The sequence below is a fragment of the Pseudoalteromonas sp. L1 genome (genome assembly GCF_021728095.1).
In the GTDB taxonomy this organism is placed as follows: domain Bacteria; phylum Pseudomonadota; class Gammaproteobacteria; order Enterobacterales; family Alteromonadaceae; genus Pseudoalteromonas.
Genome location: NZ_JAKKCT010000002.1, coordinates 214243 through 238724 on the forward strand (window position 1 = coordinate 214243; position 24482 = coordinate 238724).

A 24482-nucleotide genomic window follows, 5' to 3' on the forward strand; every position below is an offset into this window, starting at 1 on the left:
GATATAAAAATAAGGCAAATCAAAAACTAGGTAATTTTTATGGGACACGGACACCACCATCATCACGATACAAATAACCAAAGCACCCGCCAACTTATGTTGGCTGTTGCGATTAATGTGTTATTAACTGTCGCTCAGGTGATTGGCGGACTTGTTTCTGGAAGCTTATCCTTAATTGCCGATGCATTACATAATTTAAGCGATGCGTCGTCACTCTTTATTGCTTTGATTGCGCGTAAAATTGGCGCAAAACCTGCCAATGAACGCTACCAATATGGTTATAAACGCGCCGAAATCCTTGCAACCTTGTTTAACAGCCTAAGTTTAATTGTGATTGGCGGTTACCTAATTGTTGAAGCCATCTCCAACTACTTAAACCCAGAGCCCATTGACGGCTGGATCATCATTTGGGTTGCAGGCCTTGCGCTCATTATTGACCTGCTCACCGCCCTTTTAACTTACAAGGCGGGTGCAAAAGACAGTATGAACATTCGTGCTGCATTTATTCATAATATATCGGATGCAATGGCTTCGGTGGTGGTGATAATCGCCGGTACCTTAATCATTTTGTATCAGTGGTACATTGTTGATTTAATTGCCACCATGCTAATTTCGATTTATGTCATTTACCACGGTATTTTACTGTTAATTGCCAGTAGCAAAATTTTAATGCAAGCGGCCCCTGATAACTTTAACTCACCAGAAGCTATAAATCAGTTGAAAGCACAATTTACAATGGCTGAAGTTGATTACCTTAAAACATGGCAGATAGATGACCATCATATTCATTGTGAGCTTAAATTTAGTGCCAAGCAAAACATCAATAACGATGAAATTCGTCATTTTTTACATGCTAATTTTGCCATCGAAAGCTGCACTATTGAACAAGTTTTAGTGTAAATGTTACGCGTTATCATTTACTATTCAGTTTTGTTTTAACAGCATACTGAAGGAACAAACCTTGTTGAAGTTGTGGTTACGTCGTACGCATTTATTCTTTGGCCTAATTAGCGGTTTATTTTTAATTTGTTTAAGTTTGACCGGTGCATTGCTTATTTACGCAAAAGACATTCAATACCTTACTCAAAGCGATAAGTGGACAGTTACCCCAGCAACATCAACACTTGATTTTGATAGCCTTATCAAACACGTTTCAGCTTCTACCGAGCAACCCGTCACTCTGTTAATGCCTGAGCAGCGAAGTGATCTTGCGTGGCAATTACAGTTGGCCAATAGCCGCTATGTAAGTGTTAACCCTTACAACGGCCAAATTTTATATGAATACGATTACTACAGCACTATTTATGGCTTTACCATGGCTTTGCATCGTTGGCTGCTTTATGAAGATGGTGATAAAAACCGCCCTTTAAGAAACTGGGTATCTGTGTGTGCGCTCATTCTTATTATTGAAATTTTGCTTGGCTTTTATATCTGGGTTAAACCAAAAAATCGTATGAAACGCTTGGCTATTAAGCGTAAAGCAAAGTTTAGAGTGTTGATGTATCAGCTACATACCGTTCTGGGCGTGTATTTTTTAATTCCTCTTATTTTAATTGCTTATACAGGTATGGCGTTTAACTGGAAAGAACAAACAAAAGCCGTATTAGAGTTTGTGATGCAAGGCACTGTTGAAGACAGACCTAAACCACCGGCGGTGATTCCCCCTTCTGAGAACGCGCCTCATCAAGTTCAAAAAGCATTTGATAATGCGCTAACCGTATTTCCGACAGGTCAGTTATTTAGAATTTACTTACCTAAAAAGCCAAGTGACAACATTGGTTTTAGGATAAAGAATCCAGGTGAAAGTCATGCTTATAGTTGGGTATGGGCTAACCCATACTCAGCGGATATTGTGGCAAGTTATGATGCCAGTAAAAGCTCTTGGACCACACAAACATGGAACTTTAAATATAAGTTTCATATAGGTGATTTTGCAGGACCGATTGTGCAATTACTGTGGTTAATACTTGCTATTTCTCCTTTATTTTTTGTGGTTTCGGGCGTTTACTTTTGGTACAAGAGGCACAATAAGTAGCAAGCTTTTAATCTTGATTGCTCCTTTTCATATGGACTGATTATGAAAACTAAACTCAAAAACGCGTTCAATAACGAAATGCTGCAGGCTAAATCAGCATACCTTAACGGCGAATACACGCAGGCTTTTACACATCTAGAAAGAGCCCATATTCTAGGCCAATCTTATATTATTCCTCACACATTATCGCACTGGTGGATGTGTAAAATTGGTTTTAAAACACATAATTACAAAGAAGTTATCGGCCAGTTTATGCGCATTTTTGCATCGGTTATATTTTCTCGTTTATGGGTTCCTAAGGGAAATACAGGAGGAACTAACGTTAATCCATTTAAAGTAATGCCAGTACCTGAGGACTTAAAACACTACTTAGACTAATTTATTAGCCAAGGTACTCGTAACCATTTTTATATTTTATTTTTCACCCATTATTGCAAATCATTATCATTACCCTTGCCTTTACACTTCTTTACATTTACACTTCTGCCCCACTAAACAGTCTATTTATCTTTTTTTAACAAGGACAACCATGTTAAGAACGTCGTTAACACTTATTGCACTGGCAGTAAGTAGCTATTCTTTCGCTGATGACTCAATCAATAAAAAATTAACCGCTGAAGAAATGGAGCATGTTGTTGTTTCTGGTAGCCGCGTATTTGAAAGCATCGATGAAGTTCCTGCGTCAATAACCATTATTAACCAAAAGCAAATCGAAGAGCATTTAAAGGTTAATCCAGAACTACAAAGCTTACTATCACAGATGGTTCCAGGGCTTGCACCAGACACAAATAGTTCAAGCAATACGGGTCAGAGCTTACGTGGTCGTGCTCCACTGGTTATGATTGACGGTGTGCCACAATCAACACCACTTAGAAATGGCTCATTAGGCGTTAAAACACTCGACCCTAGTGCCATTGCTCGCATTGAGGTAATTAAAGGTGCTACATCGGTATATGGTAATGGCGCATCAGGCGGCATTATTAACTACATTACTAAGCAAGCTAGCAGCGATGGTAAAACAAAAGGTGAAATCAGCCTATCGTCACGTTTTAGTGCAGTTAAATTAGAAGAGAGTGCGGGTGCACGAATCTCAGCTGCAATTAATGGTCGCGCAGATAAATTAAGTTACTTATTTACAGCTAGTTATGAAGAAAATGGTGTGCAACGTGACGCAGAAGGCGATATTTTAGGCCTTCAGTACGGCTTATCTGATGCTGTAACTGAAAACTACTTCACAAAGCTAAGTTATGACTTTGATGACGAAAAGCAACTACAATTTAGCTATAACTACTTCAGCTCACAACAAAAAACTGATTTAGGTGATGTAGTTGGTGATGGTAACAAAGGCGAGAAAACATACGCTATTCACGTACCAAAAGAGCTACAAAAACGTGGCAAGCCGCAAGGTCCTGACGGTAATGAAAACATTACTTTAAAATACACAGACTACGCGTTATTTGAAAACACCCAAATGACCCTAGATCTGTATATGCAAGATATCGAAAATATATTTTTCTTTTCACCAAACCTTGCTAACCCTGACGAAGGTTACGATGGCGGTCAATCAATCATCCGCTCTGAAAAAGAAGGTGCACGCGCTACATTTAACACACTTGTTGATTTTGACACTGTTGAGGCAACATTTATTTATGGTTTAGATGCTTTGAACGATACCACTTCTCAACCGCTTGTAGATGGTCGCGTTTGGGTTCCTGAAATGGAAATGGAAAGTATTGCTGGCTTCCTACAAACTAAATGGGTTATCAACAACGACATCATTGTTAAAGCGGGTGTTCGTAAAGAAAGCATTGATTTAACGGTTGATGATTACAACACTTTAAAGCTTTGCCGTTCAGCAACACAATGCTCAGTACCATTGAGTGTTAAAGGCGATACCATTGATTATGACGCTACAACCTACAACATTGGCGTAAAATACAACTTATCGGATGCATTTAGCCCGTTTGCAAATTACTCGCAAGGCTCTGATATTTCTGATATTGGCCGCCTTTTACGTTCTGCAACTGTGAACGATATTGGGTTAATTCAAACTGAAGCTTCAATCATCGATAACTATGAGGTTGGTTTTACATCTCAATTTGATGATGTACGCTTTGAATTTGCAGCTTACCGTAGTACGTCAGAGTTCGGGACAACGAATAGCTTTAATGAAGTAACGGGTGTTTATGAGCCTGTACGTGCACCACAAGAGATCTGGGGTTACGAAACAATAGTTGACTACACTATCAACCCAACTTTAAGTCTAGTTGCTACTTACAGCTATGTTGAAGGTAAAAACACAGAAGACGATATCTACCTTGGCTCTCGACAAATTAGCCCACCAAAAGGCACAGCTAACTTAAACTGGCAGCCAAGCGATGAGCTTTCATTAAGTGTGAGCTACCTCTATGTAGGTTCGCGTAAACGCTTTGAACCAAATGCAGACGGTGATTACGTGGGTGATCAAGGCCCTATTGATAGCTATAACATTTTCAATTTGAGCGGTCGTTACAATTTTGCTGACAATTGGCAAGCATTTATGGGCGTAGAAAACCTCTTTAATAATGATTACTTCCCTGCTCGCGCTCAAGCATATACATATGGTGGCTATAACATTAAAGGTTTAGGCACCACAGTAACACTCGGTGCTAAATATAGTTTTTAATATTTAACTGAATATTACTTTATAAGCCCTTCTAGTAAGGGCTTTTTTATTTGTGAAAATACAAACAATAAATTGTTCACAAATCGATCACTAACGCAAACTTAAACGAGAATCACAATCAATAGTAACCAACTGATTTGCAAGGAAAAATATTTGCATTCTTGTTTTAATGTACTACAATTATCGCAACTTGGAATTTGAGGACAGCACGATGAAAGGTAACCAAAAAGTCATAGACAGTTTTAACAAACTACTCGCTAACGAATTAGCCGCTATAGATCAATACTTTATCCACTCTCGCATGTATGATGATTGGGGCCTAAATAAACTGTACGAGCGCCTTAACCATGAAATGGAAGAAGAGAAAGATCACGCAGATTGGCTAATCAAACGTATTTTATTTTTAGAGGGCGTGCCTAACATGACGAAACGTCGTGACCTATTAATCGGTTCTGACGTGAAAAGCATGATGCAAAATGACCTAACTCTTGAACTAGAAGTCGTTGACTGCGTTAAAGAAGCCATTGCAATTTGTGAGCAAGAGAAAGATTATCAATCTCGTGAAGTACTTGAAAAGCTATTATTTGATACCGAAGAAGATCATGTTTATTGGCTTGAACAGCAACTTGGCTTAATCGACAAAATTGGTAGCCAGAACTACCACCAATCTCAAATGGGCGAATAGAGGCTAAACGTATGAAAGGCGATAAAAGCGTAATTGCAGCATTAAATAAAGTGTTAGCCAACGAACTAGTTGGTATTAACCAATACTTTTTACATGCACGCATGTTTAAAGATTTTGGCTTTTCAAAACTAGATAAAGCTGATTACAAAGTATCTATTCAAAAAATGAAAAACGCTGACCGTCTAATTGAGCGTATTTTATTTTTAGAAGGTCTACCTAACCTACAAGACTTAGGGCGTCTTCGTATTGGCGAAAACTCTGAAGAAATGATCGAAGCAAACATGGGCTTTGAACTTGACTCACTCCCTGATCTTAAAGCAGCCATTAAACTTGCTGAAGAGAAAAAAGACTATATTAGCCGTGAAGCGTTAGATAACATTTTAAACGAGCAAGAAGAACAAATTGATTGGCTTGAGACACAACAGCAGCTAATCAAAACCGCAGGACTTGAGAATTACCTGCAATCGCAAATGTGATACTAATTTGATCTACAATAAAGCAGCGCCAGCTGCTTTTTTTTATTCTATTACCCTCACCAAAACCCAAAACTTAAATACTAGTTAGACTGAGCAGTTTTAAGCCAAACAGATCAGAAAAATCAGATATTACTGTAATTGTCGCAATTAAAAATGACTACACGATGAACAAAGTAATGATTTTTATTATCATCTCATTGTTTTCTTTTTAGAAACGGATCCTGCCCTTTTTAAATTTAAAATCAGGTCAAAAATACACCACTAAATACTGACCATTGCATCTATTACTAACATAAATTTAGGTTAAATAATGAATGATTTAGGTAAACGAGTAGCCCTTTCACCTTCTTCTAACAACTTTAAGGAGTGTGTAGATAAAACCCTAAACGAAGGCATTATTGCCGGCAAAAAAATAACGATGAACTGGCTAGTTGACGCACTCAACTACCCCAATAGAAAAAAGCTAGAACGGGATTTTCGGCGCAACTTAAATACTACTTATCGTGTCTATGTGATGGAAAAACGCTTAGCTGTTGCCATTAAGATGTTAGATGATGAAAAGCTTTCAGTGAAAGCGATTGCACTATCGAGTGGCTTTAGTAACTCAGCCACTTTTTGTAATGCATTTAAACGAGAGTTTGGCTCTGCCCCATCGGTTTACAGAACATATAAATTGAAGGAAATTGTTAAAAGCAGTTGCCATATAATAAACACAGATCAGTCAGCAGCTTTTCATTCATAAGCTATTTTTGCGCACTTTATTGGTGCGCATAACCTCATAACTTTTCATATACGCAGCTTATTTCTGGTTGGTTAAGTGTGTAAGTTATAGTGTTCGAATCTTTAAAGCGTAAATCTTCCACTATGGTTGTAGCATCACTTTCATCATCGCAACGAAAATAACGTTTGGTTCTAACAATACCGTTTACGAAATATTTCAGTTTTGAACTAACAATACAAAAATTCGGTATTTTTCTCGTACGCGTGCCGTTATGTAAATCACTAAAATCAATAAGAGTACCTAAATTAAAGCCTTGCGTAGGTTGCTTAACAAGTTTGAAAGGGGCACCTTTGCATAGTTCATTACTGCCCTCTTTCGCTTGATAATCACCCTGTTTAGTCTTTATAAGAGATAAGAACTGCGTTTTATTACTTGGTTTCACATCAAGCAAAGCACTTGCAAAAAGCGAAGTTGAGAATAAAAAGGCCATTAAACAAAGGTAATATCTCATTAAAAATCCGAAAGCTTATACATGTTCAACTAGCATAGCATGCTGATGATACTTGTTGAATCTCCAAACAATTTACATTCATACGTAATAAGTCACAAATTCGTTTGAGTTAAGTGGCTTTTTCACCTCTAATTTTCTTAGCCAAGGCTGCCAGCTCCTCATCACACGCTCTTTCGCAGTCGTGTGATGATAAATAACCTTCATACTTTTCAATAAATGGGCCAAACGTAGGCTCAATATGGGTGAAGTCAGACGAATTTCCAGTACCATGCAGCGGGGACAACTTGCTATGTAAATGATCAATTTCATAGCCTTCCAAAAACATACCTGAACGCCCTATATCTTCAAATGCATCATCAAAAAGAATAGCAACTTTTTAGTGGCTATTATTAATTTTGATAAATCTTCATCCGTTTGGGCAAAAGCATAGCTAGAGAGGTGTTTTTTCGGAATAACAACCGTCGCACCTCGCGTATTGGGGTAAATAGATAAAAAAGCCAAATGTTCATCATCTTCCCAGAGTTTATGGCACGGCTCTTCACCTTTAACTATTTTACAAAAAATACAATCATGCATCCCAAATATATCCTTATTTTAGTTTTGTTATTCAACAAACCATAAATTGTAGAGTCCAACACAACTCGATTAATTAAGCCTTCTGTTAGCTCAAGCCTTGGCTGAAAGATTTAAAGACAGTGCTAACAATATACACTGTATTCGAACTCCTTATATTTCCTTATTGTGATATACCATTTATGTTAATTTTTACCGACCAAAACCAATGACCTTTTTGCCACTTAACCCTTTTTTATGCCATTCGGTTTGTTCTTCACAAAATATTTGCGCATCTAATTCTTTACTTGGCTCTTCGTTTAAGCTGCCTGCAGGCACAAGTAAGTATTTGTTGTCTTGAGATGCAAAAGGCAGCGCAGAGCCACAAGTCTTACAAAAGGCCCGTGACAGCGCACGCCCAGGATAATTAAAGCGCGTAATATGATGCTCACCTTTAATCCATTCGATAGCATCGGGTGAAGTAAATAAATTTGCAGCGTGCGCAGTGCCAGACAATTTTCGACATTGCTCGCAATGACAAAAGAAAAAACGCTTAAAGCTATCAGTTACTTTAAAAGTCACGTCACCGCAGCAACATCCGCCAGTAAGTAGTCTAGTCATCTCTATCTCCTCATTAGCTAAGCCAAAAATTTATAACCTAAACAATGCGCTATTTAAAAATTTTAGGCAATAAAAAAGGCCATGTTGCGTTTACAACATGGCCTTGTTTAATTGATACAAATTAGAAATCTAAATTTGATAGAACGTCATCATCAACGTTATTAGACAAGGTCACTTTAAGTTTAGGGGTACGAGCCATTTCACGTTTGATCGCAAAATTAGCTTCTTCGTTACGCGCCCAACTACGACGAGCAATACCGTTGTTTACATCAAATAATAGCATAGATTTCAAACGACGCTCGGCAGCTTCACTACCGTCTAGTAGCATACCAAAACCACCGTTGATCACTTCACCCCAGCCAACACCGCCACCATTGTGAATAGATACCCAAGTAGCACCACGGAAACCATCACCAATTACATTGTGAATCGCCATGTCTGCGGTGAAGCGGCTACCATCATAAATGTTTGATGTTTCGCGGAAAGGTGAATCTGTACCACTTACGTCATGGTGGTCACGCCCAAGTACAACCGGACCAATTTCGCCACGATTAATGGCATCATTAAACGCTTTAGCGATTTCAGCGCGGCCTTGTGCATCTGCATAAAGAATACGCGCTTGCGAACCAACAACAAGTTTGTTTTGCTTCGCATCTTTGATCCACGTGATGTTGTCTTGCATTTGCTGTTGGATCTCTTCAGGCGAGTCCGCCATGATTTTATTTAAAACGTCTGCAGCAATCGCATCTGTTTTATCAAGATCTTCTGGTTTACCTGATGTACATACCCAGCGGAACGGGCCAAAACCGTAGTCAAAACACATTGGGCCAAGAATATCTTGTACGTACGATGGGTATTTAAAATCAATACCATTTTCAGCCATTACATCGCCACCAGCGCGTGATGCTTCTAGCAAGAACGCATTACCGTAATCAAAGAAGTAAGTGCCTTTGGCCGTGTGCTTGTTAACAGCATCGGCGTGGCGCTTAAGCGTCGCTTGTACTTTTTCTTTAAATACTTCTGGCTCTTCACGAATTAAACGATTTGACTCTTCATAGCTAATATCAACCGGGTAGTAACCGCCTGACCATGGGTTATGAAGTGAAGTTTGGTCTGAACCTAAGTGAATGAAAATATCTTCAGCTAAGAAGCTTTCCCATACATCAACCACGTTACCAATAAAGGCAATTGAAACCACTTCTTCATTTTGCTGAGCCTTACGTACACGCTCAACAAGCTCTGGCATGTTATCGATTAGCTCATCAACCCAACCTTGTTGATGACGCTTAATAGCTGCCTTAGGGTTAACCTCGGCACATACGGTGATACAGTTAGCAATGTTACCCGCTTTAGGCTGAGCACCACTCATACCGCCTAAACCAGCAGTTAAGAAGATTTTACCTTTTGGTGATTCGCCTTTTTCGAGCACTTTACGGAACGCATTCATTACGGTAATAGTTGTACCGTGCACGATGCCTTGTGGCCCAATGTACATAAATGAACCCGCAGTCATTTGACCGTATTGAGTTACACCTAGTGCATTGAATTTTTCCCAGTCATCTGGCTTTGAGTAGTTCGGGATCATCATACCGTTAGTCACAACCACGCGCGGTGCTTCTACTGATGATGGAAATAACCCCATAGGGTGACCCGAGTACATGTGTAGCGTTTGGTCTTCTTCCATTTCGCTTAAGTACTTCATGGTTAATAAGTACTGCGCCCAGTTTTGGAATACTGCACCGTTACCACCGTACGTGATTAGCTCTTCAGGGTGCTGTGCCACTGCTGGATCAAGGTTATTGTCGATCATTAACATGATAGCGGCAGCTTGTTCGCATTTAGCTGGGTAATAGCTGATTGAGCGCGCTTTAAGTTCATAGTTTGGCTTAAAGCGATACATGTAAATACGGCCAAATTGCTTAAGCTCAGCGGCAAATTCGGCGGCTAATTCTTGATGCCATTCTTTAGGGAAATAACGCAATGCGTTACGAATTGCTAATTGCTTTTCGTCAGCCGATAAAATGTCTTTACGTTTTGGAGCTCGGTTTGCATCACTTGGATACGGTTTTGGCTCTGGCAATACGCATGGGATACCTTGCTTAATTTGTTCTTGAAAAGTCATTATTTGCTCCCTTAGTTAACTTTAAACGCTTGCGATTTCACAAGTGCAACCATGGCATCAATGTCAGGCTTAAGTAAGCGGTCTTCTTCTAGTTTGGCAACTTTGCTGCGAATGAGCGCAAAGTTTTCTTCAATGATGTCTGAACACGTGTTAGGACGTCTAAATTCGATTGCTTGCGCTGCATACATCAGCTCAATAGCGAAGATTTTATCAAGGTTACCTAAAATCTGGTTTAACTTACGGCCAGAAATACTACCCATAGATACGTGATCTTCTTGGCCCATTGATGTTGGTACGCTGTCTGCTGATGGCGGGAAGCACAATGATTTATTTTCTGTTACCAGTGCCGCTGTCACATATTGCGGGATCATCATGCCTGAGTTTAGGCCACCCGATGTCGTTAATAAACGTGGTAAGCCGTGTAAACCCTCAAGCAGTAAATAACAACGACGATCAGCAATGTTACCAAGCTCTGCCGCTGCAATTGATGCGTAATCTAATACCATCGCAAGTGGTTGACCGTGGAAACCACCACCCGAAATGGCTTCTTCTTCGCTGATCACAATCGGGTTATCTGTTACAGAGTTCATTTCTGTTTCAGCAAGCTCTTTTAAGTGGTAATACGCGTTACGTGATGCACCATGAACTTGTGGAATACAACGCAATGAGTAAGGGTCTTGAACACGGTCACAATCAGTGTGTGAAGCCATGTTTTCAGAGCCTGCAAAAAAGCTACGCATGCGCGCTGCAACTTCGACGTTACCTTTAAAAGCACGAATTGCGTGTAGTTCTTCACGAAACGGTGATTGACTACCTTGCATACCTTCAATACTCATAGCACCTGCGATATCTGCAAGGTCTAATAAGTAACGCATTTTAGTAAGCGCAGTAATGGCATGCGATAAAATAAACTGAGTACCGTTAATTAACGCTAGGCCTTCTTTAGCATGTAAATCTAAAGGCGCTAAACCGTGCTCTTTTAATACGTCTGCTGCTGGCTTGATTGTGTCGTTTACCCAAAACTCACCTTCACCTAAAAGAGGTAAGAATAAGTGCGATAACGGTGCTAAGTCGCCCGACGCGCCTACTGAGCCTTGCTCTGGTACAACAGGAATAATATCAAGTTCAATAAACTTAAGCATACGCTCAACAACAGTTAAACGAATACCTGAAAAACCTTGGCTTAATGCATGTACTTTGGTGATTAACATCAGCTTTGAAATAGGTTTAGCGATTGGCTCACCCACACCAACAGCGTGTGTGATCAATAAGTTCTTTTGTAATAAGTTAGTTTCTTCTGGAGAAATTTGTGTATCACACAATGGACCAAAGCCCGTATTGATACCATAAATGGCTTTATCTGAGGCAGCCATTTTGTCTACGTTTTGGCGGCTTTTATTAATTTTATCAATTGCTTCTTGGCAAAGCTCTGCCTGTAACGTACCGGCTGCAATAGCATTAACGCTGTCTAACGTTAATTGGTCAACACCATACTTAAATGTCATTTATAACTCCTAAAGAACAGGATTAAGTTTTATTTAGATGGAGTCTAACTTGCTCTAGTTGTTTTACAAATGCATAATTATCGTTATTCATTCCAGATTTATCGAACTAAAAGAAGTGCTATGCAAGTTCATGACGTAGACCTGCGCTTATTGCGCGTTTTTGTAGCAATTGTTGAGTGTGGCGGGCTTTCAGCCGCAGAGTCACGTTTGAATATTGGCCGCTCAACCATTAGTGCGCATTTATCAGATTTAGAAGTAAGGCTTGGTATCAAGTTATGTAAACGTGGCCGCAGTGGTTTTGAAATTACAGACGCGGGCGCAATCACTTATCAGGCATCAATTGAACTGCTTCAGCAATGCGAAGCCTTTGCTAATACCGTAGCAAGCTCTAAAAACGAGTTATCGGGGCGTTTAAGTATTGCCATGATAGATACCATGGTCAGTGACCCACGCTGTGCCATTCCCCGTGCTATAGCAAGGTTAAAAGGCAAAGGTAAGAACATTCAGTTTGATATTAATGTGTGTGAGGCACGAGAGGTAGAAACCGCAGTAGCCAATGGCCGTTCATTAGTGGGGATTGGTGTCAGCCGCCATCATATTCGCGGACTTAATTACACCGCTCTACACAACGAAACTAACTTTTTGTATTGCGCAGTCGGTCATCCATTATTTGACTGTGAAGACAAACAAATAAATGAGCTCATTAAAGAAGCCGAAGTCATTACCAGTAACTACATGCGCGATAAAGAAAGCCGAAACGACGGTTTAAACTATCAAAACAGTGCTGTTGCTTATCACGATGAAGGTATCGCACATTTGATTTTATCGGGTGAGTTTATTGGCTATTTACCCGATCACTATGCACAGTTCTGGGTTGATAAAGGTATTTTTAAAGCTATTCAACCAAGTAAATATCACTACGATATTCCTGTGGTATTAATCACCTCAAAAACAAATGCAAGTTCGCCTTTAGCAAACGCCATGATTGATGAAATTAAGCGTTGTTATGCGGTTTAGTGTTTTTGTTTAAAGCTTTTTGCTCATTGATAAGCACGAGACTAAACGCGATCATGGCAAGGTTTGTAGTCACTGGATTAAACGCTTCGATTAAGAGTGCGGGTTGTAAAACGGCAACAAACAGCATTAACCCTACTAAAGCAGCTATATTGAGAATATTGATTAAGATTGAACGATAGAAAATAAAAAACAGCACGGCAAAAATCATTTCACCAACCCCAGCTGCTTGGGTAATCAGCGTTGAGATTTCAGCATTAAAACCAAAACTGGCTGTCATTTTTAGTTCAAGGGGGGCAATGTGAATAAGTTTTGGCATCAGCCCATGATAAAGCCAACTAAAGCTGATAATAAATCGAGCGATTTGAATGCTAGTGAGGTATTTCATAAAAGATTATGTGCAGAGTTATTGTGTGCTCAGACAGAGCACACAACGAATACGGCTTAAACCGTTGGCTTACCAAAACGGTTTTCTGCTTCATCACCCGCTAAGAAGCCATTTTCAATCAGTACCCAAATACCACCAATCACTGGTACTAAACCAATTAGTACCCACCAACCTGACTTGTTGCGGTCGTGCCAGCGTTTAACTTGAATAGCAAGCGATGACCAAATTAGTGGGATGTAAATTAAAAGTGGCAGGAAAATGGCCGCATTTTGTGAAATCATTGCGCCAATACCACTTAACACAAGCATACCTAAAACACTAATTAGCATTAATCCTAATACTGATAACCAATAAGTTTTACGCGGGATTCTACCTTGGAAAGAGAATAAGATATCTTTGCGACTCATGGTTGTTGTATCTGTTGAAATATTAGCAACATCTGATTCAGGAGCTTGATAAACGTTTTCTGACACTGTCATTTCCTTTTGAGTTTTACTTTGGTTTTAGCAAGGCTACCACTCCGTGCAGCTTACTGATTAATCAAAAAATAATTTTTGCACTGTATTAGATCCAACTGAAACTATTGCTGAATCCAACATGAACAAAAGTACCATAAATAATACTATTTAAGGAACTAAAAATTAATAATACAATTAAATTTAATACTTTTTAACTAGCAAAAATAAATAAACTTTAGCTCTCGATATCTCTTTCAACTACAAAAAGCCATTTTAATGATTGCTACTGCCAATATTTAGCAAACAGACGAGGATATGCCTGTTTTAAAAATTTCGGCTTATCTTTAAAACGCTTGCCTTTTGGCTGTTCAAGCCCAGAGGGAATAAATGGTAGCTCATCGTCATTACGCTCTTCAAACAGCATACCGGCGATTAAATCATACTCATCTAAATAAGGATAAGGTTGTTCGTTCAAATGATAAACGGGTGTGCAGTCAGCAACAGAGTCTGGGTTCTCTAAGGCTTTTAAAAATGCGCCTTCACCACGAGATATAAGCCAACATAAAAACTCTGAAAATCCATAATCATCGTTACAACCAGCCATTACAAACGCAGCACCAAATAAGTCCCAAGTGTAAGCTTTACGCATACGCAAACTAAACTGCTTGTCAAACTCCATAAGTTGCTCATCGGATAGATGTGTTAGCTTTTCTCTTAATGCATTACACACAGATTCTGGCTCTGCCGTTTTATCTTCTGCGGTCACTAATTCCCAAAATTCACTTTCGGTTAGAACGCTCATGATAGGATCTCTTTAACACGACCAACTTGACCGTCATCGAGTTGTACTTTAATGCCATGGGGGTGGTTTGGTGACTTAGTTAATATACGTGACACCACACCTTGCGTTAAATGACCTGTGCGTTGATCTTGTTTAAGAACAATATTAACTTCACAGCCTAGGGTTATTTGTGAGCGTGTTGGTACGGCCATAATAAACTCTCTTACAATATTTTTGCAGATTATAGCCATTTGCGACTGTGTTACCAATGTTAAACTCACTTGATGTGTATGTTTTCATGCACTTGACATGGTGTCAGTCAAAGCTGTGTCTATTGTAAGGAAAAAATAAACGGCGCATTTAATCCTTACAAAATAGAATAGCTTTTGCTGATATCACTACGTCTATCTCTTTCAGCTCTTTTATAATGACTTGATTTATTTGGTTTGCAAGCGGCGAATTTGATAGAGGCATTTGCTCAGCAAAATAACAACTTACTTTCATAGATAATGGCAGTCTCTTTAAGTCAGCGGTGTGAGTTAACCATAAAAAGTTGTCGCTTATGTCTTTTAGATTTTCACATGCCGACGTTAGCGCTGTCCGAATAGCTTTATCGAGGCGTTTTTCAGTTTTGGTCATTGTTCTGACTTTTGCTTTTTAAAGTTTTCGTAGCTATCTTGCTGGCGCTTTACACACTCATGATATTCTTTATCAGCTAAATAGTTGCATTCAGTTAAGCGTGCAGACTGAAGTTCATGAAAACGCGCATTTGAACTACACCCTGTTAACAAAATAAACATTGATGCAATCCCAGTAAACTTTATAGCGTTTAAAAACATTAAATTTCCTTTCTTCAGTTATACATTGGTACTGCGATTTATTGTATATTGCGTGGGTTTAAATACTATCACCAAAGGGTCATATATGATGTTGTCGCAGTTACAAGAGCTGTTTCAGCGTATCGATAAAAGCAAAGTTTTTCAATCATTCGTTATTGCCGTTATTGTTATTTCAGCATTAACCGTCGGGGCTCATACTTATTCGCTTCACCCAACTGTAGAGTTAGCTCTTTATTGGATGGATATGGGTATTACCGTATTTTTCCTTGTTGAGCTTGTGATCCGCTTTATTGCAAGCCGCGGCTTTAAAGACTTCTTCAGTAAAGGCTGGAATATCTTTGATTTTATCATCGTAGTGGGTAGCCTTTACCCTGCCGCGGGCTCTACGATTTTTATTGCTCGCTTACTGCGTATCTTCCGCGTCCTACGACTTGTATCTATGATCCCCGAACTTAGGCTGCTGGTTAACTCGCTTTTAAAAGCGATTCCACAAATGGGCTATATTGCCCTACTGATGTTTGTAATCTTCTATATTTATGCCGCCATGGGAAGCATGTTATTTGCCGACATTAACCCCGTTTTATGGGGGGATGTATCAATATCCATGCTCACCCTTTTCCGTATAGCGACATTCGAAGATTGGACAGATGTCATGTACGAAACCATGGCCGTGTATGAACTTAGCTGGATTTTCTACCTAACATTTATCTTCTTAACTGCATTCGTATTCTTAAACATGATGGTAGGAGCAATTTTAGAGGTTATGTCTGAAGAGCATCGTAACGCGCGAGAAGAGCAGATAAACGACGATGATATGCCAGCAACCAAAGGACAAATCACTCAATTACAGGCTGAAGTAGCTGAATTAAAGCAGTTACTGAAAGAAAAGCAGTAACATTTAAAGGATTGGCTTTTAAGATATTAGGCGCTAGGACATAGACCCTAGCGCCTTTTTTACCCTCGTTTTTCTACTTTCCATGGTGGGTTTAAGCGGTTTTCTCCGGCCCAATATAGTTTAATCTTATTCCCTGATGGGTCTTTTAAAATTGCTTCCGTCCACAAATAGCGCTGAGCGGTTGGTGGCTGTTCAAAATTAATGCCCTTTTCAACAAGTCTCTCGTACAGCTTATCGAGCTGCTCATGTTCAAAATAAATTACCGCATAATTACTATAATCTTCAGTTTCTAATGACAGCGAAAATGTGGCATCACCATCTGGACATTGAAAGCGTGCGTAATGCGGGGTATCTACAATCTGAATCATTCCCAATGTTAAGTAAAAAGCCACCGCTTCATTCATATCCGTTACTGGTAAGGTTACCTGATTGAGGTTCATTCGCTATTCCAATGTAATGCAATATTCTTTTCATCAGCATATCGCGTAAACCAATTAAGCAAAAGATAAGCTGTAACAAATTATTGAGTTACGGGGTTAAAGTTAGCGAGTTACTGGGGGAAAGTTTGTAGAATGCACTTTAACACCGAACATGTGAACTTCTCGGCTAAAGCCGTTCCTACGGGTTCCCATCGTAGGCGTGAAACTTGTTTCGCGCGCTTGAAGGTCGTGCTTTTTAGCACATTAAAAGTAAAGTTAGCGAGCAACAAGGGAAAAGTTTGCAAGAGGTGTTTTTTCGCCGAATAACCGCGGTACACAACTAAAGCAATTCCTACCGGAGTATCATGTGCAATATTGGAAATGGTTTGCCCATATCATCTAAAGGCGAGCGTGAGGCGACTTTAAACCCCATATGCTGGTAAAAACCAACTGCAAGTGGGTTTTGCTCATTAACATCAACTTTGTTGGCAGCAAATTGATCAACCGCATAGTTAAGAAGCGCTTTACCAACCCCTTTACCTCTTGCTGCATCTAAAATGAACAACATTTCTATTTTGCATTCATGTACGCCAATGAAGCCCAAAATTGCCTTATGCTCATCCTTAATACACTTTAAAGTAACATGAGGAAAAGCTTGCTCAATGATGATCGGCTTAAAAAAGGCTATGTCATCTTCTGTTATAAAATCATGTGTTGCTCGGACTGAATTTTCCCATACATCAAGTAGCTCTGGGTAATCTTCAGCGTTAGCACTATCTATTTTCATTGTTTGCCATTTTATAGGAGCTATCCAGCCTTATGCTTCTCAGATGAAATAACAAAAGGATTCGTTAGTCGTTTTAGTTAATTACTCCATTAAAGCATGTGAAGGTCTTTGAAACAAATGAGTATTTTACACCTTAAACTTACCCACTAAATCAGTAAGTAAATGTGATAACTGATTCAGCCGCTCACCATTATCACGCGCATTTTGAGCAATCTCACTCACATCATCGGCCGCATTTTTAATTTCAATAACATTACGATTAATGTCTTCAGCTACATGTTGCTGCTCTTCTGCTGCCGTCGCTATTTGAGTATTTAAATCACTGATATTAACGATTGATGCGGTTATTTCGCTAAATTGATGTTGTGCTGAATGGGCTAACTCAACTGTTTTATTTGTGCGGTTTAAACTGGTTGTCATTTCTTTTGACACTTGGTCAGACATCTTCCGTAATGTGTCTAACTGGCTTGCTATTTCTTCCGTTGACTCTGAGGTTCTTTGTGACAGTGCGCGAACTTCATCAGCAACCACCGCAAAACCGCGACCATGTTCCCCTGCTCTGGCGGCTTCAATTGCAGCATTTAATGCAAGCAAATTAGTTTGTTCTGCGATGCCTCTAATCACGCTCAATATCGACATAATATTTTCACTTTCAGCGTCCAGCTGATTAATATCTTGAGTAGCTTTGGTTATGACCTCGGAGAGCGATACAACACTCTCTACCGTTTCTGAAATCACACTTTGACCAAGCTCTGAGGCATGCTGTGTTTGTGTTGCAAGCTCAGCAGCATTTGCACAGCTCGCCGAGACTTCATTAGCGGTAGCCGCCATTTCATTAATAGCCGTTGCAGCCATTTCTAAAGCTTGTTGCTGCTGTGAAGTAGAACCTGATAACTGCCCTGCTTGTGCTGATGTTTGCGCTGATGTGTCGCTTACATTATGCGCACATTCATTTATCTGTGTGACTAACTCTGAAATCAAATTCAAAAATAAATTAAAGCTATTGGCCAGCTTCCCAGTTTCATCACGCGTTTTAATAATTAACCGCTTGGTTAAATCTCCGCCGCCTTGTGATATTTCTGTCAACCCATCACTCACTTCGACAATAGGTGCAGAAATGAGTTTTGAAATATAGCTGGCTAACAAAATAAACACGGCGATTAAAATTGCACTAATGATCACAATGGTAATTGTCATCGTGTTTGCAGCTTTCATTACTTCAGACTTTTCAACTAAGCCAATAAATTTCCAGCCAAGTTTTTGAGAGGTATAAATATTCGCCACATAATCAGTGTTTTCGAGGTTAATTTCAAATTGACCGCTGCTGTTATTTGCTAGCTGTTTATATTTACCTTCATTAACCTCTGCTAATTGCTTAAAGCGATAATCTGCATGTTTAACATCCACCAGCACGTTACCACTGTCTTCAATGAGCATAAGATAACCGGTCTCACCTAATTTAATATTAGCTATAATATCTGTTAGACCTTGCAGAGATACATCCATGCCCTGAACACCAATAATCTGACTATTTTGTTTAATTGCTTTCACCGTTGATACAATCACCATATCATCAGCAGCCCAATAATAAGCATTCGTTCTTACTGTGCTTCCGTCAGCGGCTTTCGCTGCTTCGTACCATGGCCGTTTTCTAGGATCATAATTAGCGGTTACTTCGCCTTCTGGCCATTGAATATATCCACCTTGCTCATTCCCCATGTAAATATAAGCAAGGCCTGGATGCGTATCGCCAAAGTGATCAAATAATGTATAGGCAGCCTGCTCTGTATCACTGCCAGACATATGCGCAAGTTTAACTGCATTGGGTGATTGCATATGTGTTTTAACGTCTTGTTTAGCTTCTAAAATAGCGGGGTGTGAAGCTAGGTAGTCTACATTTTTTTCAATCTCTGAAAAAAACATATTAATACCGTTATCTACTTGCTTTGCTTCTCGTTCACTTAATTGGGCAAAACCATCTAATGCCTGTTGCCTTGTTTGTGTGATGACTAAAACGGCGATGATTATTAATGGTAAAACTATTGCGGATGCAAATGACAGCTTTAACTTCTTAGAAATATTCATGATTTAAATCCAATGTATGACTCACAAGAATATAGTGAGTATCTTTATATTCAGCAAGTTATTAGATTTAGATTTCAATAAAATGAAAAAGTACTGTGTGAATTATGTAGGGTGTCGTTGAACTTGAATATGACAGTTAGTTGACACTGAAATGAACTGTACTAAATTTACCTATAGTATTTAACATAATTATAACAATCATGTTAAGTGCCATCCAACCAATATTGGCAGCATTCGCAGGATGCTAATGTGCTGCCTATTCTACTTTAACTGTCAAAGCTTGCTTTCTCTTCAAATTGTAATCAGGACTTTCGGACATATTTTCAGTAATGCCAGATATATTTAGTTCGTTGATTATTCACTACTATGTTTCCTAAGTTAAACATAATTGGAGAATAACTATGAAACTTTACCACGCATTTAAAGGGATCGCTGCTGTCGCTCTTTTAGGTCTATCGTCTTTATCTTACGCTGGAAATGACACCGAAACAGATGAGAATGGGGTAATTTTAGCGGGTCATGATGTTATTGCTTATTTTAAGCAAAATAAACCTGTATTAGGGAATGCTAAATATACAGCGGTATACAATGATGCGATTTACCGTTTTCAGTCTGCTAAAAATAGAGATATGTTTAATTCAAACCCAGAGAAATACGCGCCTCAATACGGTGGTTTTTGTGCTTATGGCGTAACCTTTGGTAAAAAGTTTGATATTGATGGCAAAGCATTTGAAATCAAAGACGGAAAACTCTATGTAAATAAAAATATGGATGTTTATAAAGCATGGGCTGAAAACATTCCTAAACATATTAAAGAAGCAAATGATCATTGGCCAGACGTTGAAAATGTAAGTGCTGATGACCTTTAATTTATAGTTAGTGACCAACCATCGCACTTCTAACAGCACCTGGGGCTTCGCCTTGGTGCTGTTTAAACGCTTTTCTAAAAGCGGCTTCTGTCTCGTAACCACTTAATTGTGCAATTTCTGCAATACTAATATCACTACAGATCAGCAATTTACGGGCTTCTATTAAACGCCATTTAAGCAAATACTTCATTGGACTTAAGCCAACTAGTTTTGTGAACTTATCTGCAAAGTTAGAACGACTCATTGAAGCTTTACTGGCAAGTGACGCTAAATTCCACGCATATTCTGGTTGTTGATGAATTGCATTAAGTGCTTTACCTATACGATTATCAAACAACGCCACCAACATACCATTATTTAACTTACCAGTTTCAACTTGCTCTCTAAGTATTTCTATAAACACCAAATTAGCGAGTTGATCGACTATGGTATAGCAGCCTGTGCGCCTTTGCTGTAACTCCACAATCATCATATCAATTAGTTGCATTATTCTTGAATTACACGATGAACTTGTAGCGGGAATGTGTAAAAACTCAGGTAAAGCATCTAAAAGTGGATTAACTAGGGTGTGATTAAACTGAAAAAAACCACAAACCATATTCGCTGTTTCACCCGCCCCTTTTGCAGGCTGATTAACTAATTTTTTTGCTGGTTTAATCGGTGAGCTCGATATTATGTGTTGATGGTCTCTTGGGAAAACAACAAGATCTTTTTCATTCAATACGATAGTTTCATTCTCAAAATGCAGCCATGCTTGCCCTTTACCAATTAAATGAAATGGAATCCGGCGAGAGCCCGATGTATCAACAGCCCACGAGCCACAAAAATCACCATTAACGTATACTTCGGCCCTCAAGGACATTCGCTCAAGTAACACACTAAGCGGATCAGGATCATTTAAATAAATATTTGGACTTTCAGACATAATTTTAGCTACTTGCAACATAGAGAAAAAAATAACACAGCTTAAACTAGCCACATCGGTTAAATCACTTAGGACTAACTCATGGCTAAGATCAAAATGTACCACAAAGACTATTGCCCATACTGTCGAGCGGCAAAGCAACTGTTTAAAAAGTTAGGTTGGCAATACACAGCAATAGAAATCTCAGATAACGACCGACTTTTTCAGGAAATGGTTTCACTAAGTGGTCGTAGAACTGTCCCACAAATATTTATTAATGATGAACATATTGGTGGTTTTGATGATTTTCAGCACTATGTTAAACAGCTAAGCCATAGCTAAATTAGCTTTAGCAATAGGAGAAGATACACGCTACAGCAAGTAAAACTTAGCTATTGATATCTTTTCCTATACCTACCTCAGTTTTCAACATATATGATAATAAGCTTTGCGCATCAGGATGCTTATCTTTTTTTAACCCTGCTACAACACCTTGTTGATCAGCTACTGATTTATGCTGGCCTAACTTTTCTTTTGCCTGAATTGAGTCAAGTTTGATTTTAATACCAACAATCCCCCGTAGTAGCTTCGCTTGATAATCATCTGGCAGCAAATTAGTGTCGTTTAAAATACTCGGTTCGTATTGGCTAATTAACTCATCTAAGCAAGCTAAGGTATTGTCATCATCGAGGTATTCAACCTTGCCTTTTGTATGAACTGCGGCGTAGTTCCACGTCGATACAGCAGGCTTTTCTGCATACCAAGTGGGTGATATATTATACCCAAACCACCTCAAGATACAGAATTCAGCGTTTCTCATGGGCTTAATGTCAAGGCGTTACTTTGTAAGAATGGCACTCCCTTTTAAGAAGTAACAACGCAGAGAGTAAGTTCTTGAGAAACGCCCTAAGGGTTGGTTTAAAAGCGATTTATTCGGCGTTATTGACTTTAACAAGGGAAAAACCATTCTTTTCAGTCAATGCCTTGCCTAAATCACTTTTAATTCCAACTGAAACTCGGATCTTGAGGTGGTTTGGGTATACGCGGACCATTAAAAACCACTAATACACGCGTATCTTGCAAGCTTTTACCATGACGATTCGCCCGTGACACATGACCATATAAAGTACCAAACTCACCTTCTTCGGGTTTATACACCAATGGCAAATGTGTGGCTTCAAATTCACTGTCTATCATCAGCGCAAAGCTATAGTTTTTTATAAATTGTGAGACTCGCTCTGGTGTCATTTTCCACTTGTTGGGTATGTGCATGCTTTTCTCATGTTATTAAAAATTGCTCTGATTGTTTGAATCTATCATTGTAATTGATAAAGAATTTTCTACTAGTCTTTACCCGCTACCTACAGCACAAATAGTGTCATGCCCTTTAACCAATTCGGAAAACTAACAAATCAAGATACCGTTAAATTAGAGTAAAGTAACTAAATGATAATTGTTTGCATTAACATTTAATGCGTGATACCTTCCTAATTATCGGTACAGGGTGTTGCGGATTTTAATTAATTGGAGACGGAAAAAGCTTTTCTTGTCTCTTGGTTACTAAATCAATGTTAAAGGATATACACAATGGAAAATTTTAAACCGCCGCAATATCAATGGATTAATGATTCTAACTATCAAACTAAAACCAAACAAACTGATGCCCCACTTTTTGGTGTTTCGCCAATGCAGGATTACTCACAATTAATGCAATTGGGTATAAGCACTCTAAGCGAGCGTATTAAAAAAGTTAATTCCCCGACCAGCGGAGTGCAACCTGCACAGTTGCAAGAAGAATTTGCAGCCATTGATCTAAACACACCTTTAAGTGACATAAATCAAGTCCTCGAAGAGCTAGATCACCTTTATTTAAAACACGCGATTTACTTCCATCATCCAGATTACCTTGCTCACTTAAATTGCCCAGTAATGCTTACATCCCTGCTGGCAGAGTTGTTTAGCTCTTCGATAAACACCGCTGTTGAAACATGGGATCAAAGTGCAGGCGCAACACTTATAGAACAAAAAGTGATTGATTGGACATGCCAAAGAATCGGTTACGATGAGGGCGCAGACGGCGTGTTTACCACTGGCGGAACCCAGTCTAATTTAATGGCATTATTACTTGCACGTGAGTTGGCAGGCAAATTAGAACCACAAAGCCATACAAATATTACTTCTGGCTTAAGCAGTAATGCACATCGTTATCGCATTCTTTGTTCTGAATATAGCCATTTTAGTATTCAAAAAGCAGCCGCATTATTGGGTCTTGGTCATGATGCTGTTATCAGTGTTGCGTGTGATGAAAATCGCTGTATTGATACCCATAGCCTCGAAAACACATTAAATGAACTTCAAAGAGCAAATTTATTACCAATTGCGGTAATCGCCACGGCTGGTACAACAGATTTTGGCGCAATCGACCCGATAGCAAGCATTGCTCATTTATGTAAAAAGCATAACTGTTATTTACACGTCGATGCGGCTTATGGTGGCGCTTTGTTAGTATCACAACGCCATAACGAACGTTTGTTAGGCATTGATTTAGCTGACTCTGTCAGTATTGATTTTCACAAAACATTTTTCCAGCCAGTATGCTGCTCTGCCCTATTGGTCAAAGACAAGCGGTTATTGAGCTTTCTAACTTATCACGCCGATTACCTCAATCCAAAGGCTCAAGCACAAGCCGGCGTTCCTGATTTAATAAATAAAAGCTTACAAACAACGCGCCGATTCGATGCGTTAAAGCTCTGGTTAAGCTTAAGAACAGAAGGGCCTGATGCGATTGGTGCCATGTTCGATACCTTGCTTGAAAAAACACAACAGGTATACCAACGCTTAACACGTCATAGCCTGTTACAAGCTGCACAAGTTCCATCACTCACTACACTCGTATTTCGATTTAACGATAGCGCCTTAAGCCAAACTCAGCTTGATGAATGCAACCGCACTATTCGCAAGACCTTAGCTCAAAGTAGCCGTGCCATGATTGCAGCAACAAAAGTGAACAATATTCAGTATTTAAAATTCACTTTATTGAACCCTCACGCATCGATAGACAGCATAGACGACGTATTGAATGAAATTTGCAAAATTGGCGAACAATATGTGATCGACTGCAAAAGCAAACAACTGTGCACAGCTTAAGGA

The 24482-nt window shown here is 39.2% G+C and carries 30 protein-coding genes; 12 read left to right on the top strand and 18 right to left on the bottom strand.

Annotated elements, in window-relative coordinates; all coding sequences use genetic code 11:
* The first annotated feature begins 39 nt into the window (after positions 1 to 39).
* The 7 genes from L3V38_RS07165 to L3V38_RS07195 all read left to right on the top strand — a co-directional run bounded on the left by L3V38_RS07165 (position 40) and on the right by L3V38_RS07195 (position 6603).
* The gene (locus L3V38_RS07165) at positions 40 to 900 is read left to right on the top strand and encodes a cation diffusion facilitator family transporter (RefSeq protein WP_237118906.1); all 861 of its coding nucleotides are present in this window, start codon (positions 40 to 42) and stop codon (positions 898 to 900) included.
* A gap of 64 nt (positions 901 to 964) precedes the next feature.
* On the top strand, positions 965 to 2035 hold the full coding sequence (locus L3V38_RS07170; RefSeq protein WP_237119325.1) for a PepSY-associated TM helix domain-containing protein: 1071 nt from the start codon (positions 965 to 967) through the stop codon (positions 2033 to 2035).
* 42 nt (positions 2036 to 2077) lie between these two features.
* Positions 2078 to 2413 carry a DUF3703 domain-containing protein gene (locus tag L3V38_RS07175; RefSeq protein ID WP_237118907.1) on the top strand — a complete coding sequence of 112 codons (336 nt, stop codon included), beginning with the start codon at positions 2078 to 2080 and terminating at the stop codon, positions 2411 to 2413.
* Between the two features lie 151 nt (positions 2414 to 2564).
* A complete protein-coding gene (locus L3V38_RS07180; protein ID WP_237118908.1) occupies positions 2565 to 4700 on the top strand; it encodes a TonB-dependent receptor in 2136 nt (711 codons plus the stop codon).
* Positions 4701 to 4911: 211 nt separating this feature from the next.
* Entirely contained in the window at positions 4912 to 5385 is a 474-nt protein-coding gene (bfr, locus tag L3V38_RS07185; protein ID WP_054552096.1) for a bacterioferritin, read from the top strand.
* A gap of 11 nt (positions 5386 to 5396) precedes the next feature.
* Positions 5397 to 5861 carry a bacterioferritin gene (gene bfr / locus L3V38_RS07190; RefSeq protein WP_237118909.1) on the top strand — a complete coding sequence of 155 codons (465 nt, stop codon included), beginning with the start codon at positions 5397 to 5399 and terminating at the stop codon, positions 5859 to 5861.
* A gap of 310 nt (positions 5862 to 6171) precedes the next feature.
* Positions 6172 to 6603, top strand: a complete 432-nt coding sequence (locus tag L3V38_RS07195) for a helix-turn-helix transcriptional regulator (protein ID WP_237118910.1) — start codon at positions 6172 to 6174, stop codon at positions 6601 to 6603.
* 34 nt (positions 6604 to 6637) lie between these two features.
* On the opposite strand, the gene L3V38_RS07200 is transcribed toward L3V38_RS07195, so the two are convergent.
* From L3V38_RS07200 to hutH, 6 genes are all read right to left on the bottom strand, one after another.
* The gene (locus L3V38_RS07200; protein WP_237118911.1) at positions 6638 to 7093 is read right to left on the bottom strand and encodes a hypothetical protein; all 456 of its coding nucleotides are present in this window, start codon (positions 7091 to 7093) and stop codon (positions 6638 to 6640) included.
* Positions 7094 to 7202: 109 nt separating this feature from the next.
* A complete protein-coding gene (locus L3V38_RS07205) occupies positions 7203 to 7412 on the bottom strand; it encodes a hypothetical protein (RefSeq protein WP_237118912.1) in 210 nt (69 codons plus the stop codon).
* Between the two features lie 17 nt (positions 7413 to 7429).
* On the bottom strand, positions 7430 to 7669 hold the full coding sequence (locus L3V38_RS07210) for an HIT domain-containing protein (protein WP_237118913.1): 240 nt from the start codon (positions 7667 to 7669) through the stop codon (positions 7430 to 7432).
* 189 nt (positions 7670 to 7858) lie between these two features.
* A complete protein-coding gene (locus L3V38_RS07215; RefSeq protein ID WP_237118914.1) occupies positions 7859 to 8266 on the bottom strand; it encodes a GFA family protein in 408 nt (135 codons plus the stop codon).
* A 121-nt stretch (positions 8267 to 8387) separates the two neighbouring features.
* Positions 8388 to 10388, bottom strand: coding sequence for a urocanate hydratase (locus L3V38_RS07220; RefSeq protein WP_237118915.1), 2001 nt, complete (start codon positions 10386 to 10388; stop codon positions 8388 to 8390).
* An 11-nt stretch (positions 10389 to 10399) separates the two neighbouring features.
* Positions 10400 to 11893 carry a histidine ammonia-lyase gene (gene hutH / locus L3V38_RS07225; RefSeq protein ID WP_130152187.1) on the bottom strand — a complete coding sequence of 498 codons (1494 nt, stop codon included), beginning with the start codon at positions 11891 to 11893 and terminating at the stop codon, positions 10400 to 10402.
* 120 nt (positions 11894 to 12013) lie between these two features.
* Between hutH and L3V38_RS07230 the strand changes: the two genes are divergently transcribed.
* Positions 12014 to 12910 (top strand): LysR family transcriptional regulator, encoded by an 897-nt coding sequence (locus L3V38_RS07230; RefSeq protein ID WP_237118916.1) that lies wholly within the window; start codon positions 12014 to 12016, stop codon positions 12908 to 12910.
* Here L3V38_RS07230 and L3V38_RS07235 read toward each other — a convergent pair.
* From L3V38_RS07235 to L3V38_RS07260, 6 genes are all read right to left on the bottom strand, one after another.
* A complete protein-coding gene (locus L3V38_RS07235; RefSeq protein WP_237118917.1) occupies positions 12888 to 13295 on the bottom strand; it encodes a DoxX-like family protein in 408 nt (135 codons plus the stop codon). The genes L3V38_RS07230 and L3V38_RS07235 overlap by 23 nt on opposite strands.
* 56 nt (positions 13296 to 13351) lie before the next feature.
* On the bottom strand, positions 13352 to 13768 hold the full coding sequence (locus L3V38_RS07240) for a DUF805 domain-containing protein (RefSeq protein WP_205989592.1): 417 nt from the start codon (positions 13766 to 13768) through the stop codon (positions 13352 to 13354).
* 268 nt (positions 13769 to 14036) lie between these two features.
* The gene (locus L3V38_RS07245; protein WP_130152191.1) at positions 14037 to 14555 is read right to left on the bottom strand and encodes a DUF4240 domain-containing protein; all 519 of its coding nucleotides are present in this window, start codon (positions 14553 to 14555) and stop codon (positions 14037 to 14039) included.
* Positions 14552 to 14746, bottom strand: a complete 195-nt coding sequence (locus L3V38_RS07250; RefSeq protein WP_130152192.1) for a YwbE family protein — start codon at positions 14744 to 14746, stop codon at positions 14552 to 14554. Before L3V38_RS07250 ends, L3V38_RS07245 begins: the two co-directional genes overlap by 4 nt.
* A 148-nt stretch (positions 14747 to 14894) precedes the next feature.
* Positions 14895 to 15173 (bottom strand): hypothetical protein, encoded by a 279-nt coding sequence (locus L3V38_RS07255; protein WP_237118918.1) that lies wholly within the window; start codon positions 15171 to 15173, stop codon positions 14895 to 14897.
* Positions 15170 to 15373, bottom strand: a complete 204-nt coding sequence (locus L3V38_RS07260; protein ID WP_130152194.1) for a hypothetical protein — start codon at positions 15371 to 15373, stop codon at positions 15170 to 15172. Before L3V38_RS07260 ends, L3V38_RS07255 begins: the two co-directional genes overlap by 4 nt.
* Before the next feature lie 88 nt (positions 15374 to 15461).
* Between L3V38_RS07260 and L3V38_RS07265 the strand changes: the two genes are divergently transcribed.
* Positions 15462 to 16268: an ion transporter gene (locus tag L3V38_RS07265; protein ID WP_346729899.1), complete on the top strand. Its 807-nt coding sequence runs from the start codon at positions 15462 to 15464 to the stop codon at positions 16266 to 16268.
* Positions 16269 to 16327: 59 nt separating this feature from the next.
* Here the strand turns inward: L3V38_RS07265 and L3V38_RS07270 are convergent, their stop codons facing one another.
* The 3 genes from L3V38_RS07270 to L3V38_RS07280 form a co-directional block, all read right to left on the bottom strand.
* A complete protein-coding gene (locus L3V38_RS07270) occupies positions 16328 to 16708 on the bottom strand; it encodes a VOC family protein (protein ID WP_062568013.1) in 381 nt (126 codons plus the stop codon).
* Between the two features lie 331 nt (positions 16709 to 17039).
* Positions 17040 to 17474, bottom strand: a complete 435-nt coding sequence (locus L3V38_RS07275) for a GNAT family N-acetyltransferase (RefSeq protein ID WP_237118919.1) — start codon at positions 17472 to 17474, stop codon at positions 17040 to 17042.
* A 126-nt stretch (positions 17475 to 17600) separates the two neighbouring features.
* Positions 17601 to 19559: a methyl-accepting chemotaxis protein gene (locus tag L3V38_RS07280; protein ID WP_237118920.1), complete on the bottom strand. Its 1959-nt coding sequence runs from the start codon at positions 19557 to 19559 to the stop codon at positions 17601 to 17603.
* Positions 19560 to 19960: 401 nt separating this feature from the next.
* Between L3V38_RS07280 and L3V38_RS07285 the strand changes: the two genes are divergently transcribed.
* A complete protein-coding gene (locus tag L3V38_RS07285) occupies positions 19961 to 20428 on the top strand; it encodes a YHS domain-containing (seleno)protein (RefSeq protein WP_130152197.1) in 468 nt (155 codons plus the stop codon).
* Positions 20429 to 20435: 7 nt separating this feature from the next.
* On the opposite strand, the gene L3V38_RS07290 is transcribed toward L3V38_RS07285, so the two are convergent.
* Positions 20436 to 21353, bottom strand: a complete 918-nt coding sequence (locus L3V38_RS07290) for an AraC family transcriptional regulator (protein ID WP_237118921.1) — start codon at positions 21351 to 21353, stop codon at positions 20436 to 20438.
* Positions 21354 to 21434: 81 nt separating this feature from the next.
* On the opposite strand from L3V38_RS07290, the gene grxC reads away from it, so the two are divergent.
* Complete coding sequence (gene grxC, locus L3V38_RS07295; RefSeq protein ID WP_062568018.1) at positions 21435 to 21674, top strand: glutaredoxin 3; 240 nt, start codon at positions 21435 to 21437, stop codon at positions 21672 to 21674.
* Positions 21675 to 21720: 46 nt separating this feature from the next.
* On the opposite strand, the gene L3V38_RS07300 is transcribed toward grxC, so the two are convergent.
* The gene (locus L3V38_RS07300) at positions 21721 to 22152 is read right to left on the bottom strand and encodes an FMN-binding negative transcriptional regulator (protein WP_237118922.1); all 432 of its coding nucleotides are present in this window, start codon (positions 22150 to 22152) and stop codon (positions 21721 to 21723) included.
* A 179-nt stretch (positions 22153 to 22331) separates the two neighbouring features.
* Positions 22332 to 22604, bottom strand: a complete 273-nt coding sequence (locus L3V38_RS07305) for an FMN-binding negative transcriptional regulator (RefSeq protein WP_237118923.1) — start codon at positions 22602 to 22604, stop codon at positions 22332 to 22334.
* 315 nt (positions 22605 to 22919) lie between these two features.
* Here L3V38_RS07305 and L3V38_RS07310 point away from each other — a divergent pair, with 315 nt between their 5' ends.
* Positions 22920 to 24479 (top strand): aspartate aminotransferase family protein, encoded by a 1560-nt coding sequence (locus L3V38_RS07310; protein ID WP_237118924.1) that lies wholly within the window; start codon positions 22920 to 22922, stop codon positions 24477 to 24479.
* Positions 24480 to 24482 lie beyond the last annotated feature (3 nt).